Annotated in this window: 13 protein-coding genes; all 13 read left to right on the forward strand. The window is 36.9% G+C overall.

Features of this window, described 5'->3' with window-relative positions:
* Window positions 1-47: 47 nt before the first annotated feature.
* The 13 genes from H560_RS0103620 to H560_RS0103680 all read left to right on the forward strand — a co-directional run bounded on the left by H560_RS0103620 (window position 48) and on the right by H560_RS0103680 (window position 14,626).
* Window positions 48-1,574: a helicase HerA-like domain-containing protein gene (locus tag H560_RS0103620; protein ID WP_027378769.1), complete on the forward strand. Its 1,527-nt coding sequence runs from the start codon at window positions 48-50 to the stop codon at window positions 1,572-1,574.
* 129 nt (window positions 1,575-1,703) lie between these two features.
* Complete coding sequence (locus H560_RS0103625; protein WP_027378770.1) at window positions 1,704-2,927, forward strand: 3'-5' exonuclease; 1,224 nt, start codon at window positions 1,704-1,706, stop codon at window positions 2,925-2,927.
* A gap of 232 nt (window positions 2,928-3,159) precedes the next feature.
* On the forward strand, window positions 3,160-4,359 hold the full coding sequence (lysA, locus tag H560_RS0103630; protein WP_185095849.1) for a diaminopimelate decarboxylase: 1,200 nt from the start codon (window positions 3,160-3,162) through the stop codon (window positions 4,357-4,359).
* A gap of 145 nt (window positions 4,360-4,504) precedes the next feature.
* Window positions 4,505-6,238, forward strand: coding sequence for a thiamine pyrophosphate-dependent enzyme (locus tag H560_RS0103635; RefSeq protein ID WP_027378772.1), 1,734 nt, complete (start codon window positions 4,505-4,507; stop codon window positions 6,236-6,238).
* Window positions 6,239-6,336: 98 nt separating this feature from the next.
* Window positions 6,337-6,822, forward strand: a complete 486-nt coding sequence (locus tag H560_RS0103640) for a hypothetical protein (RefSeq protein ID WP_034752163.1) — start codon at window positions 6,337-6,339, stop codon at window positions 6,820-6,822.
* Between the two features lie 31 nt (window positions 6,823-6,853).
* The gene (locus H560_RS0103645; protein WP_027378774.1) at window positions 6,854-7,636 is read left to right on the forward strand and encodes a hypothetical protein; all 783 of its coding nucleotides are present in this window, start codon (window positions 6,854-6,856) and stop codon (window positions 7,634-7,636) included.
* 126 nt (window positions 7,637-7,762) lie between these two features.
* A complete protein-coding gene (gene miaB / locus H560_RS0103650; RefSeq protein WP_027378775.1) occupies window positions 7,763-9,202 on the forward strand; it encodes a tRNA (N6-isopentenyl adenosine(37)-C2)-methylthiotransferase MiaB in 1,440 nt (479 codons plus the stop codon).
* An 18-nt stretch (window positions 9,203-9,220) separates the two neighbouring features.
* Entirely contained in the window at window positions 9,221-9,541 is a 321-nt protein-coding gene (locus tag H560_RS0103655; protein WP_027378776.1) for a DUF1016 N-terminal domain-containing protein, read from the forward strand.
* Entirely contained in the window at window positions 9,525-9,956 is a 432-nt protein-coding gene (locus tag H560_RS0103660) for a hypothetical protein (protein ID WP_027378777.1), read from the forward strand. Before H560_RS0103655 ends, H560_RS0103660 begins: the two co-directional genes overlap by 17 nt.
* Before the next feature lie 89 nt (window positions 9,957-10,045).
* On the forward strand, window positions 10,046-11,335 hold the full coding sequence (locus H560_RS0103665) for a sigma-54 interaction domain-containing protein (RefSeq protein ID WP_027378778.1): 1,290 nt from the start codon (window positions 10,046-10,048) through the stop codon (window positions 11,333-11,335).
* A gap of 4 nt (window positions 11,336-11,339) precedes the next feature.
* On the forward strand, window positions 11,340-12,032 hold the full coding sequence (locus tag H560_RS0103670; protein ID WP_155844950.1) for a hypothetical protein: 693 nt from the start codon (window positions 11,340-11,342) through the stop codon (window positions 12,030-12,032).
* A complete protein-coding gene (locus H560_RS0103675) occupies window positions 12,022-12,579 on the forward strand; it encodes an LptE family protein (protein WP_027378780.1) in 558 nt (185 codons plus the stop codon). The genes H560_RS0103670 and H560_RS0103675 overlap by 11 nt, the downstream gene beginning before the upstream one ends.
* 1 nt (window position 12,580) lies before the next feature.
* Window positions 12,581-14,626, forward strand: coding sequence for a hypothetical protein (locus H560_RS0103680; RefSeq protein ID WP_027378781.1), 2,046 nt, complete (start codon window positions 12,581-12,583; stop codon window positions 14,624-14,626).
* Window positions 14,627-14,629: the final 3 nt, after the last annotated feature.

Raw genomic sequence — 14,629 nt, forward strand, 5'->3', positions numbered from 1 at the left:
CAGATATTTTCCAAAAAATTTTATATTTATATGTTTAAAAATATCAAATGGCAGATAAAGCAAAATTTATTGAAGAACTGAACGCAAGATACACCCCTAAAGGAGAGCATATTATACTGGGGAAAGCAATGCTGGACGGGGAAGTTGTTCCTGAAGTTAATGTCACTATCCCTCTTAAAACCATCAACCGCCACGGTCTTATTGCAGGAGCAACAGGAACCGGGAAAACCAAAACGCTGCAGGTTTTTGCAGAGCAGCTTTCCCATGCGGGAGTTCCTTCATTGGTTTTGGATATTAAAGGAGATTTTTCCGGGATTGCAGAAGCAGGGCAAAAAAATCCGATGATTGAAGAAAGATATGCAAAAACCCAGCTTCCTTACAATCCACAGGCTTTTCCAGTAGAGCTGATGACGATTTCCGGAGAAAGAGGAGTGAAGCTGAGGGCTACCGTCACGGAATTCGGGCCGGTTTTATTAAGTAAAATTTTACAGTTGAATGAAACTCAGCAAAGTATCATGTCAATTGTTTTTAAATACTGTGATGATAAAGGATTGCCTTTAATTGATCTTAATGACCTGAAAAAAGTTTTACAATACGTCACAGAAAATGCTCAGGGTAAAGCAGAGCTGGCTTCCAATTATGGTTCCATTGCTTCTGCTTCATTGGGTGCTATTCTGAGGTCCATTGTTGCGTTGGAGCAGCAGGGTGCGGGAAGCTTTTTCGGCGAACTGAGCTTCGATGTGCATGATTTGCTTGAAACCAGGGACGGAAAAGGAGTGGTAAATATCCTGCGCGTTGCTGATATTCAAAGTAAGCCACAATTATTTTCAACATTTATGCTTTCTCTTTTTGCGGAAATCTATATGACTTTCCCGGAAGAAGGCGACAGCGGAAAACCTAAGCTGGTGCTGTTTATTGATGAAGCCCATCTTATTTTCGATGAATCTTCAAAAGCTTTGGTTTCTCAGATCGAAACTATGGTAAAGCTCATCCGCTCAAAAGGAGTGGGGATTTATTTTATTACACAGATTCCCGGAGATGTTCCGGAATCCGTGCTTTCACAATTAGGCTTAAAAATACAGCATGCCCTAAGAGGCTTTACGGCAAAAGATAAAAAGGAAATTTCGAAAGCAGTAGAAAATTATCCTACCACAGAGTTTTACGATGCTTCCACCCTCATTCAGAATTTAGGAATCGGGGAAGCATTTATTACGGCTTTGGATGAAAAAGGAATCCCGACTCCGCTGGTTCACACCTATTTAATTTCTCCTGAATCCAGAATGGATGTTCTTAATGATGCAGAAATCACGGAGCTTACCAACAGATCTGCGCTCGTTGCAAAATATGATAAACTTGTAGACAACGAATCTGCCTACGAAATGCTTGTAAAAAGGATGGAAGGCGCAGCACAGAATGCATCTCCTGAACAAAAAACCAGACCGGTGAAAGAAGAGCCGGGAATGTTTGAGCAGGTTTTGCAAAGCAGGGCGGGAAGAACTTTCACCAGTACATTGATGCGTGAAGGAGCAAAAGCGATCCTTGGAATGCTTGGTTTAGGAGGAAGAAGGCGGTAAAATTATAATTTTTTATTATTTTAGCAGGATTGCCCTGTCAACAAAGGAAATGTTGTGTATTTTAGCTTTATTAAAAATTTTGTCTTAAAGGATATTATTTAATCTAAAAAGAATTTGTATAAAATTTAAATGTATTCAATAATCGATATAGAAAGTAATGGTGCAGGTTACAGGAAAGAATGCATTATAGATATCGCCATTTACAGATATGATGGTCAGAAAATTGTTGACCAGTTTATTTCTCTTGTAAACCCCGAAAACGATATCACGCCTTTTGTACAAAAACTGACCAATATTACCCCGAAAATGGTCAAAACCGCCCCGAAGTTTCATGAAATTGCAAGAAGAATTATTGAAATTACGGCTAATACAACATTAGTAGGACATAATATAGATTTCGATTACAGGATGCTGCGACAGTCTTTTCAGAGACTTGGTTATGATTTTAAAATCAATACATTAGATACGATCCCTCTGGCTAAAAAGCTTATTCCTGATGAGGTAAGCTATTCTCTCGGGAAGCTGGTGAAGTCTTTGGGAATTCCTTTGACGAACCATCACAGGGCGGAAGGAGATGCGCGCGCAACGCTGGAATTATTCAGGCTTTTGGTATCAAAAGATACAGAAAATGAAATCATTCAAAAACAGCATGAAGAAACGAATGCGAAAACATATATCAATAAAATCAAAGAATTAACGCAGGATCTTCCGAACGAAAAAGGTTTTGTTTACTTTCAGAATGAAGAAGGAAAGATCATTTTTTCGGATCATGTTCAGGATATTAATAAATTTTCCAAGAAAATTTTTAATTCCAAATCAAAAAAATGGGAAGGCATTCAGAGGGATGTTGAACAGATCAATTTTGAGCTTACAGGAACGGATATTATTGCGAAATTAATTTTAAATTCAAAAGGAATTAAAAAAAGGGAAGTACTTCCATTCGGGCTTTATTACAGGAATGACAAGTACATCGTTGAAAAAAATAAGCTCAACAAGCTGGAAAAACCGATCCTGAAATTCAGGTCTTTTACCCAGGGTTCAAAAGCGACCCAGTTTATTGGTAAAATAGAAGAATATAGTGATATAGAGGCTTTTAAAAAGAAAATAGATTTCAAAAAAAAGAGTGAGCTTTGGCTTGGGCAGGGAAGGAAGCTGGGAGAAAAATTATTCCTGATCATCGAAAACGGAAAAGTGGTTTCTTATGGTTTTTACGAGCTTTTTACGCAGATTCAGACTTTAAGCAAACTTTCAAAACTGAAAATCGACCTGCTTTTCCAGTCCGGCGATCTTAATAATGAATTGCAGCTGGCCCTGATCCGTGGCGATTTTGAGACGCTCCCCCTACCAAAATAAAAAGGAATTTTCAAACTTCAGATCAATTTTCTATAAATAAAAAAAGAATTAGTATTTTTGCAAAAAAATAAAGGAAGCAATGCTAAATTTTAAACAAAATAAAACTGGTAAAAAGGGAACTGTAAAGTTCTCTAAGGTTTGGAATGTATAAAAGAGTTGTATTGCATAAAAATAATTATTGTGGCAGACTCTTTTTCCGAAGGATCTGCCTTTTTTATGCTAAAATGAAATTATGAATTCAAAAGAATTGCTAAAGATTGCCAATGAGTTTGGCACGCCGGTGTATGTTTATGACGCAGAATCTATTAAGACTCAATACGAGAAACTTACATCTTCTTTTTTAAAACATACTAAGTTCTTCTACGCAGCGAAGGCCTTGACGAATATTAACATCCTGAAATATGTCAAGAACCTTGGCGCTTCTTTGGATTGCGTATCCATTAATGAAGTAAAGCTTGGTCTTAAAGCCGGTTTTCCGAAAGAAAAAATATTATTTACCCCAAACTGTGTAGACCTTGCTGAGATTGAAGAGGCAATGCAGTATGGTGTTCATATTAATATTGATAATATTTCTATTCTGGAGCAGTTCGGGAATAAATACGGGGATACCTATCCTATTTTAGTAAGAATCAACCCGCATATTTTTGCCGGAGGAAATTATAAGATTTCTACAGGGCATATTGATAGTAAATTTGGGATCTCCATTCACCAGGTTCGCCATATCGAAAGAGTGATGAAAAGTACCAACCTTAATGTGGAAGGACTTCACATGCATACCGGAAGTGAGATCAAAGATCCTGAAGTATTCCTGCAGGCGCTGGAAATCATGCTGGAATTATCAGAACATTTCCCGAACCTGAAATACCTGGACATGGGAAGCGGCTTCAAAATTCCGTATCAGGACAGTGAAGAGGAGACAGACGTAAAAACGCTTGGTAAAAAAGTAGAAAAAGTAATTTCAGAATTTTCAAAATCAACAGGTAAAAAGTTTGAGCTTTGGTTTGAACCGGGAAAATTCCTGGTTGGAAAAAGCGGATATTTACTCGTTAAGGCTAATGTTATTAAACAAACTACCGCTACCGTGTTTGTAGGAGTAAATTCAGGATTCAATCATCTGATCCGTCCTATGTTCTATGACTCTTATCACGTTATCGAAAATCTATCAAATCCGAAAGGAGCAGAGAGAATTTATACTGTTGTCGGAAATATTTGTGAAACAGATACTTTTGCCTGGGACAGAAAACTGAATGAAGTAAGAGAAGGGGATATCCTTGCTTTCCACAATGCCGGGGCTTACGGTTTTGAAATGAGTTCAAATTTTAATTCAAGATTAAAGCCTGCCGAGGTTTTATTTTTAGACGGAAAAGCTCACCTGATAAGAAAAAGAGATGAGTTTGAAGATCTTTTGAGAAATCAGATTGAAGTAATTTAATGATATGGCTCCGCAAGAAATTGCGGAGTTTTTTATTGTTAAAATTATTCGTAAAATACATTGCTGTGGCATAATCTTTACAGCGATAAATATGTTTTTAATATGAAATATTATCAATAACTTCATAACACCAAAAAATATAAATATGGCCAAAAACGTAGCAGAGCAAATAGTAGAAATGCTCGAAAACGCAAATGTGAAAAGAATTTATGCCGTTACCGGAGACAGCCTCAATCATTTAAATATTGCCGTAAAAAACAGCAGTATTGAATGGATTCATTTAAGGCATGAAGAGGTGGGAGCTTATGCGGCCGCTGCAGAAGCAGAACTTGACGGCTTTGCAGTATGCGCAGGAAGCTGCGGTCCGGGGCATGTTCATTTGATTAACGGAGTTTATGAAGCGCACCGTTCCCATGTTCCTATGCTTGTGATTGCGTCCACCATCCCGAGCGATGAGATGGGAATGGATTACTTTCAGGAGACCAATACAATAAAATTATTTGATGACTGCAGCCATTATAATCAAATGATTACAAGGCCGGAGCAGGTGCAGAGGACGGTTCAGACGGCTATTCAGCATGCGATTTCCAAAAAAGGCGTAGCAGTGATCGGTTTGCCGGGTGATGTATCTGAATTGGATGCGGAAGAAGCTGCAACCTCCAATAAAATATTTAAAACAAATCCGGTTATTCGTCCGTCTGATGAAGAATTAAATCAATTAGCCGAATTAATCAATTCAAGCAAAAAAGTAACCCTCTACTGCGGAATAGGTGCTGAGAAAGCAAATGCTGAAGTGGCAGAACTATCACGATATCTTAAAGCTCCGGTAGGCTATTCTTTCCGTGGAAAAATGGCCATCCAGCCCAATAATCCGAATGAAGTAGGGTTAACGGGGCTTTTGGGGCTGCCTTCAGCGTATCATGCCATGCACGAAGCAGATCTGCTGATTCTTTTGGGAACAGATTTCCCATATCAGAAATTTATGCCTGTTAAAAACAAAATCGTTCAGATTGATGAAAGCCCGGAAAGACTGGGAAGAAGAGCGAAGCTGGAATTGGGATTGGCGGGTGATGTAAAGGAAACCATAAAGGCATTACTACCTTTACTTAAAGAAAAAACGGATATTAATTTCCTTAATCAGCAACTGGAATTTTATAAAAAAGTAAAAGAAAACCAACTCACTTACGTTAAAGATCGAGGGCATGAAAATGCAATTCAACCGGAATTTGTAACCCATACTTTGGACAGGCTGGCTAAAAAAGATGCTATTTTCACCGTAGATACGGGAATGTGCTGCGTTTGGGGAGCAAGATTTATTACAGGTACCGGAGAAAGAAAAATGCTGGGCTCTTTCAATCATGGTTCCATGGCGAATGCAATGCCGATGGCAATCGGAGCTTCTTTGGCCCATCCCGGCAGACAGGTCATTGCGTTATGTGGAGATGGAGGTCTTTCAATGCTTTTAGGAGATATGGCCACCATTCATCAGTATAAGCTTCCTGTAAAACTCATTGTATTCAATAACAGGTCTTTAGGGATGGTAAAGCTGGAAATGGAAGTTGGCGGAATGCCGGATAATGAAACAGATATGATTAATCCTGATTTTGGAATGATTGCCCATGCAATGGGATATCCGGGTAAAAATGTGGATAAGCCGGAGGAAGTGGAAGGTGCTATTCAGGAATGTCTGGATTATAACGGACCCTATCTGCTGAATATATTCACCAACCCGAATGCACTGGCATTGCCTCCGAAGATAGAATTTGAACAGGTATTCGGGATGACAAAAGCAATGACGCAGCTAATGCTCGGCGGTAAAATGGAAGAAGCGCTGGAAACTGTAAAAAGCAATTATAAGCACATCAAAGATTTACTTTAAAATATTTTAGATCACCAACAGGACTTCATACTTATAAGTGTGAAGTTTTTGTCTCTAAAGACTATAATTATTTACATTTGCAACCTTAATGTATAGCTATGAAAAATCTTATACTGATAGTTAGCCTTCTGTTATTCAGTCCGGTTTTCGGGCAGTATGATGTAGAGGAAAGGGATGATAATTTTATTACCGAAAATAATAAGAATATTCTCAAAATTGATATTAAAGAACCACTGCTTCAGGTTGCTGTAAAGAATTGTAATGATTTTAAAGCCGCCGGTTTTGAAGGAGGTATTCCTGCCTACACGGATACACTGCGAAAGTATATGTATGTTTATCTCAATACGGATTTTTATGTTCTTAATGGAGATTTTACATTTACTCTTAGTATAGATCAAACCGGAAAAGTGACCAATATTGAAGGTTCCCCAAAGGTAGCTAACAGTGAAGTATTTTTTGATGATATGAAATATGTGGTAAGGAGAATCAAGAAGAACTGGACTCCGGCAATGTGTAACGGGCAGCCCGTAACGTCAAAAGTGAAGATTAAAATGAACTTATCTTCAATGGGAACGGATGTTTAAAAATGAAATTAAATTATTATAAATAACACAAATGATTACAAAAATTTTAACCCTCATTTCTATTATTTCGATAAATCTGTTCTTCGCCCAGAAAGAAGTATTAGATGGATATCCATATGGCCAGGATTTTTATGCTGGAGGCAAGAATGAACTTGAAAAAGAAATGGTAAGAATTGTTAAGGAACAAAAATTACTACCTTGTGAAAACAATGAGGAACAATATTTTGTTCAAATTCTTGTTAATGAAGATTCTTCTATCAATTATGTAAAGGATATGGATAGTTTAAACATTAATAAAAATAAATGCGCCTTTGATTTCAGCCGTAAAATTTTCCCCCATTTAAAAAGATGGATTCCTGCAAAAGAAAATGGTAAATATGTTTCAGCAATCACCCTTGTACAGATAAATCCTTTTTATTTATATCATTCAAAAGACGATCCGAAGAAAAATGAAATGAAAAATCCAACATATAAGAAAGGAATGAATGCTTTTATGGAAGAATCAAGAAAGATTTTTGAACAAACAATAAGAAGGAATGAAGATAGAAAAGGTGATTTAACATTTACAGTCAATGAAAAAGGGGAAATGGAAAATATCATAATCAGCGGCGATTTTTCTGAAAATGATAAGAAAAATATTATTAATAGCTTTTCCAGAATAAAAGGACAATGGAACCCTGCCACTTTTAATAACATTCCGGTGAAAACAAAACTTAGGCAGCCAATAGTTCAAAATTTTGATATTCAGATGGAGGTAGAAGACGAGATGAAACAATCCATGTATCAAAATATGCGTAATAACAGATATAGATAAATCACTGACATTCTGTCACAATATTTTGTATCTTTGCAAATTCAACAAGTTCAAGTTTAATGTTTGAGTTCAAAAGATACAATTTGAACCTTGAATTTTAAACTTTAACCTTAAACAGATACTAAAGTGCAAGAAAAATATATAGACGAAACGAAACAGGGAGAGGCATTTGCCATCGCAGAAAAAGACGGTAATTCTAAAAAGCTGTTCTTAGAAAGCTATGGCTGCCAGATGAATTTTTCTGATTCTGAAATTGTAGCCTCTATTCTTAACGAGCAGGGGTATAATACCACTCTTAAAGCTGAAGAAGCAGATCTTATCCTTCTAAATACCTGCTCAATCCGTGAAAAAGCTGAGCAGACTGTAAGAATGCGTCTTTCTCAGTTCAAAAATCTTAAAAAAGAAAAACCGAATATGACGGTTGGGGTATTAGGATGTATGGCAGAAAGGCTGAAAACCAAATTCTTAGAGGAAGAGCAGCTGGTAGACCTTGTTGTTGGTCCGGATGCTTACAGAGACTTACCCAATCTTTTAAAAGAAACTGAGGACGGAAGAGATGCTATTAACGTAATCCTTTCAAAAGAAGAGACTTATGCTGATATTAATCCGGTTCGTTTAGGTGGAAATGGTGTTACAGCATTCGTTACCATTACCAGAGGATGTGATAATATGTGTACATTCTGCGTGGTACCTTTCACAAGAGGTAGAGAAAGAAGCCGTGACCCACATTCTATTTTGGAAGAATGCAAAGACCTTTGGAATAGCGGATACAAAGAAATTACACTTTTAGGACAAAACGTAGACTCTTATCTTTGGTATGGAGGAGGTCCTAAAAAAGATTTTGCGAAAGCATCTGAAATGCAGAAAGCAACAGCTGTAAATTTTGCACAATTACTCGATTTAGTAGCTAAAGCAGTGCCCGAAATGAGAATCAGGTTCTCTACATCCAATCCTCAGGATATGAGCCTGGATGTATTCAGAATGATGGCAAAGCATGATAATATCTGTAAATATGTTCATTTGCCGGTACAAAGCGGAAGTAACAGGATGCTGGAAGCAATGAACAGACAGCATACCCGCGAAGAATATTTAGAATTAATTAAAAAAGCTAAAGAAATAGTTCCTGAAGTTGCATTTTCTCAGGATATGATTGTTGGTTTCTGTGATGAGTCCGAGGAAGATCACCAGGATACCTTAAGCCTGATGAAAGAAGTGGAATATGACTACGGCTATATGTTCGCCTATTCAGAAAGACCAGGCACGCCGGCTCACAAAAAGATGGAAGACAATATTCCTGCAGATGTGAAGCAGAGGCGTTTAGCAGAAGTTATTGCTTTACAGGGCGAATTGTCCAGAAAACGTATGAAATCTTACGTTGGAAAGACACATAAAATTTTAATAGAAGGAATCTCCAAAAAGAATAAAAACCAATGGAAAGGAAGAAATTCCCAAAATGCCGTTTGTGTCTTTGATATGCTGGAAGGACAAAAAATTGGTGACATTGTGGACGTTTTTGTTTTTGACAATACGCAGGGCACGCTTTTAGGGGAAACAGTTAGAATTTAAGTTTAAATTCTTCAAATAATGAACAATCTACAATCACAACAACTCTTACAGAATATTTCTGCATTACTGGATAATGCAAGAAAAAGAGCCGCGGTTGCCATGAATCAGACAATGGTTCTCACTTATTACGGGATCAGCAGGATGATTGTAGAGAACGAACAACATGGAGAAAACCGTGCGGAATTTGGAAAAAAAGACAGTAACGAAAGAAAATTCTACGAAATAGAAGGTATTAAAAATAACTGGTGCCTAAGGGAATTACAAAGATATTTTACAGTTTTACCGGGTAAACAAGATTATATTAACATTTTAAACTCAGACAATGGAAAAATTTCATAAATATTGCCTAAGTGTATTGTTGGTAATAATCTGCAGTAATATTTCGGCGCAGATTACGAATGGAACCGCTGAAAGTGACGACTGTAAGCAATTGTATGAGCTTTATAACCGGATTTTAAATCAAACATGCGAAAGCTCGCAGCGATTTTGTTTTAAGGAAAATACAAAACCCAACTTTGCCATTCAGCAGAAGCAAAATGCAATTGATCTTCTGGGCAAAATTCCAAAAGGAAAAAAACAAGACTTTTTATCAAAAAACAAATCCGGAGCAGATTTTTCTGAGAAAGAAAAGCACGATCAGCTCCTGAAAAATTTCGAAAAAACCGGTAAGGAAAATTTCTTTACCAATGTATTATATTTTAAAACTAAAGTTTCAAAGGTCAGAAACAAAGATTATTTAAGTGTGATTGGTTAATTAATAAGGGTAATTTTAAATCAATTCAAGCAATTAACTAATATTTTACAGATAAAAAACAACTGTAAAACAAAAATAATCTAATACTTATGAGCAACGAGCTACAAAATATAAAAAACCGTTTCGGAATTATCGGAAACTTTCCTGCTTTAAACCGTGCCTTGGAAAAAGCAATCCAGGTGGCACCCACAGATATTTCAGTATTGGTAATCGGGGAAAGTGGAGTTGGGAAAGAATTTATTCCTAAAATCATTCATTCAGAATCAAAAAGAAAACATCAGCCTTATATTGTAGTAAACTGCGGAGCAATCCCGGAAGGAACCATAGATTCTGAGTTATTCGGGCACGAAAAAGGAGCATTTACCGGGGCAACGGCTACCAGAAAAGGATATTTCGAAGTGGCAGACGGCGGAACTATTTTCCTTGATGAGGTGGGTGAGCTGCCACTGCAGACCCAGGTTCGTCTTTTAAGGGTTCTGGAAAGCGGCGAATTCATGAAAGTGGGATCTTCCCAGGTTCAGAAAACCAATGTAAGAATCGTGGCCGCTACCAATGTCAATATGATGAAAGCCATTCAGGACGGAAGATTCCGTGAGGATTTATACTACCGTCTGAATACGGTGCAGATTGATATGCCGCCTTTGAGAGAAAGAAAAGGAGACGTTCATCTTTTGTTCCGTAAATTTGCCATTGATTTTGCAGAAAAATACAGAATGCCGGAACTGGAGCTGGAACCGAGCGCTGTACATTATATCGAAAATTATACTTTCCCGGGGAACATCCGTCAGCTGAGAAATCTGGTGGAGCAAATGACCGTCGTAGAAAGAAACAGACACGTTACCGTTGAGAAATTGGCGGAATATATCCCTATGGATGCCCATCTTCCGATGGTTGTCAATGCCCCGAATTCCCAAAAGCAAAGTGACTTCAGCAGTGAAAGAGAAATTATGTACAAAATTCTATTTGACATGCGAAGCGATATTAATGATTTAAAATCCTTAACTTCGGAACTGATAAAGAACCGCGGAACCGCAGATCTGAGCAATCATGAGAAAAATTTAATTAATAGAATTTATACTCCTGAAACACAGCAGAATGCAGCTCCGAATTCTTTATTGTATTTTGAAAATGCCAATGATAATCCCGTAATTCAGAATCCGACAATTATTTCAAGTCCGGAAGATAGTTATGAAGATATTGAGGATATTGAAATTGAGGAAAACAGGCCAGAATCCCTTTCTCTTCAGAATAACGAGAAAGATTTGATTATCAAAGCATTGGAAAAGCATAAAGGAAGGCGGAACAAAGCGGCAGATGAACTGGGAATTTCACAAAGAACCTTATACAGAAAAATAAAACAATATAACCTAGAAGAATAAAATTATGATGCAAATCAACGCAAAACCAGTCAATTTTAAATTTAATGAATATCTGAGTAACGGATATGAGTTTTTGAAAAGTAACTTCGGAGATATCTTCCTCGCATTTATTTTTTGTATCATCATGTCAATTATTCCTTTTTGCGGATTAGTGGCGGTTGGAAATATGTACAAATATCTTAGAAAGCTAAGAAGAGGGCAGAATGCTGCGCCGGGAGAAATTTTTAATTTTGATGATTTTGCGCCTTATTTTATTTTGCAGTTAATTATTATAGGGGGTATATTCGCGCTTTATATTCCGCTGATTATCATTATGCTGATTACGCAGAATGGAGGGGAGCCTTCACCGGTAGCTTCATTTATTATGATACCTTATATGATAGTGGTTTATATTGGTGTTTTGGTGGTTGCTTTAAAAGCTTTTTACATGGCAGCGCTCATCTCATTAGGTGGAGTAAAAGACATAAAAACAGCATGGAATATGTCTAAAATAATGACAAAAGATAATCTATTGTCTATTTTCCTTTTCTGCATTGTGGTAAGTATTCTTTCACAATTGGGGATCATTCTTTGCGGAATTGGAATATTTTTGACGCTGCCTTATTTATATGTTACGAATTATTTTGCTTTTGAAGATGCAATGCAGCAGATTGAGCATGACGAAATAAAAGAAATCGGATCTAAAAATGAATTTTAAAATTAAAAAAAATATCAAAATACAACGGCAAGCTTTTTTATGGTTTTTATTGCTGTGCCTTACGATGCTTCATTCGTGCTACAGCTTTACAGGCTCTTCTTTAACGGATGAGAAAACGATCCAGATCAATGAATTTCCGAACAATGCAGCTTTGGTAAATCCTACATTATCGCAGCAGTTTTCTACGGATATTCAGAACCGTTTTTTACAGAGAACCACTTTAAAAGGAACAAAAGAAAATCCTGATATTCTGGTGGAAGGTGAGATTACAGATTATTCTATCACACCTACAACCATCGGGTCAAATACAATAACGAACCAAAATACCGGCGGGGTTGTCAATGAATCCCAAAACAAGCTTACGATAACAGTGAAAGTACATTATGAAAACAAGCTTCACCCGGATTTCAGCTTTGACAGGACGTATTCTGATGAGGCGGTGTTCAACAGCAATCTATCGCAGTCTGATATTGAAACATCTCAGGTGAAAATTGCGACAGACAGAATTATTAATAAAATATTTAACGATATTGTAGCGAATTGGTAAGATGAATCATAGAGTTTTAGAATTATTAAAGGCCCCGAAAAATATTCAGTCAGAGGATCTCGATCTTCTGAAAGAGGAAATTAATTCTTTTCCCTATGTTCAAAATATCAGAGCTTTGTACCTGTACGGAGTTCATGTTCATGATAAAGAAAACTATCAGAAGGTACTTTCTACAACGGCGGCTTACACTACGGATAAAAAGATTTTATACCAGTTAATCAACGGTAAAATTCAACACAGGACTAAGCCTGAGATTACAAAAGAAAAACCCGCTCAGGCAGAGAACCCGCTTAAAATTTTATATCAGACAAAAGCAGGAAGCTTCCCCATTAAAAGAGAAGAGATTTCAGTTGTGGAAACAGAGCCTGAAGCAATTGAAAATATAAAGGAGGAGGAAACAGACAAAAAAGAACAATTCTCCATTCTTCCTACACCGCCGCAGGAGATCAAACATCTGTATGTGAACGGGGAACGCAACAGGATTTTATTTGAAGGTGAAGAAAACTTCCTTGAAGATGAAAATGTAGACAGGATTGATCTTGAATCTACTTTAGAATCCGTATCTATTGTTACGCAAAAAACAGAAAAGCCAACGGATAATATTCAGGGAAATATACATAACGAGGAAATTCCTGTTAAAGAAACGCCTGAAATAGTTGAAGAATTTACTCCTGAAACCATTATCGAAGAAGAGAATATAACTTCAGAAGCTGAAAAAGAAATTGTAAATGAATCGGAATTAAGTTTCCATGAAACACAATCTTTCTTGCCGGATGTTCAGGTTAATACCAATAAAACGGAAGACACAGAAAAGCCTGCAGAAGAGGTTAAAGAATTCGCTAAAACTATTGAATCAGCAGATTTTACTCCTGAAAAAATCATTAATGAAGATAAAATTTCCTCTGAAAAGGAGACAAAATCTGTTCGTGATGATGAGGAGTTAAGTTTCCACGGAATGCCGTCTTTTTTGCCGGAAGTAAAAATACAGGCTAACGCTGATGAAAAGGCTCCGGAAATTTCAAAACCAACAATCAATAAGCATGAAGAGGAAATGCGTCGCCTGATTGAAGAGGTTGAGAAAAAAATGAAAGAAAAAGCCGCATCGCAGGAAATTAAAAAAGAAGAAGAACCGGAAAATATTGGCCATGATATCAGTTTTGCAGAGACACAGAGTTTTGAAGTAAAACCATCAGAACCAGTTACTAAGAAAGAAGATAAGCCAGAGCCGGCTGCTTTAACAGATATTGTTGAAGATAAATCAGACCAGAAGATTGAAGAAACTCAGGTTAATTCTTCATGGAAGCCCATGTTTTTCGAATCTAATTTGCCGGACTCTCTAATTAACAAATCTGTAGAAATTCCTTCTGCTCCAAAGCCGGAAGTTTCCCAGACAGAAGCTAAAAATGAGGATGTCATTAAACCAGAAGAAATTCTGCCTGAAATAGAAGAAATTCCTGAGCTGGTATTAGATGAATCTGAAAAATTTGAAGGCCATACGCAAGAGCTGCAAATAGATGAGGAAGCTCCCGAAGCTCCACAGGAGAAAAAAGAGGAAGCTCCGGTAATGAATGTATCTTTCTTCGGTTCCGGATGGACGCTTTCCCAATCTGAAAGGCAGGAAAATAACCGCGACACAAAAGAAGAAAATAAGGAAATTAAACAGGAAAAAACCGAAACTAATGCTGCTCAGAATCCTGACAGCAATGTTCCAGGGTTTATCAATACTTGGCAGAGCTGGCTGAAAATCGACAGAACGGAAGAAAGAGGAAAAGATAAAACAGAGGTTAAAAAGAAAGTAATTGAAGCCTTCATTGAAAATAATCCTAAAATCAGTCAGTTAAAAGAAGAAGTCAACTTCGTTGTAAAGGAAAAAAATGATGATATTTCACACCTTATGACGGAGACTCTTGCCAATCTTTATATTGAGCAAAAGCTTTATACAAAAGCAATAAAAGCTTTCGAAGCACTGATTAAAAAAACGCCTGAAAAGAAAGAATATTACGAAGGAAAAATTCAGGAAATAAAAGATTTCAGAAGTAAAAATTAAAAT

It is taken from the genome of Chryseobacterium daeguense DSM 19388 (assembly GCF_000430825.1).
Classification (GTDB): domain Bacteria; phylum Bacteroidota; class Bacteroidia; order Flavobacteriales; family Weeksellaceae; genus Chryseobacterium; species Chryseobacterium daeguense.

Bases quoted from the DNA above. Each gene is read 5' to 3' on its own strand.
- H560_RS0103635 (WP_027378772.1), top strand. From the start codon at position 4,505: ATGGCCAAAAACGTAGCAGAGCAAATAGTAGAAATGCTCGAAAACGCA.
- H560_RS0103655 (WP_027378776.1), top strand. From the start codon at position 9,221: ATGAACAATCTACAATCACAACAACTCTTACAGAATATTTCTGCATTA.
- lysA (WP_185095849.1), top strand. From the start codon at position 3,160: ATGAATTCAAAAGAATTGCTAAAGATTGCCAATGAGTTTGGCACGCCG.
- H560_RS0103620 (WP_027378769.1), top strand. From the start codon at position 48: ATGGCAGATAAAGCAAAATTTATTGAAGAACTGAACGCAAGATACACC.
- H560_RS0103675 (WP_027378780.1), top strand. From the start codon at position 12,022: ATGAATTTTAAAATTAAAAAAAATATCAAAATACAACGGCAAGCTTTT.
- H560_RS0103670 (WP_155844950.1), top strand. From the start codon at position 11,340: ATGATGCAAATCAACGCAAAACCAGTCAATTTTAAATTTAATGAATAT.
- H560_RS0103665 (WP_027378778.1), top strand. From the start codon at position 10,046: ATGAGCAACGAGCTACAAAATATAAAAAACCGTTTCGGAATTATCGGA.
- H560_RS0103645 (WP_027378774.1), top strand. From the start codon at position 6,854: ATGATTACAAAAATTTTAACCCTCATTTCTATTATTTCGATAAATCTG.
- H560_RS0103680 (WP_027378781.1), top strand. From the start codon at position 12,581: ATGAATCATAGAGTTTTAGAATTATTAAAGGCCCCGAAAAATATTCAG.
- H560_RS0103660 (WP_027378777.1), top strand. From the start codon at position 9,525: ATGGAAAAATTTCATAAATATTGCCTAAGTGTATTGTTGGTAATAATC.
- H560_RS0103625 (WP_027378770.1), top strand. From the start codon at position 1,704: ATGTATTCAATAATCGATATAGAAAGTAATGGTGCAGGTTACAGGAAA.
- H560_RS0103640 (WP_034752163.1), top strand. From the start codon at position 6,337: ATGAAAAATCTTATACTGATAGTTAGCCTTCTGTTATTCAGTCCGGTT.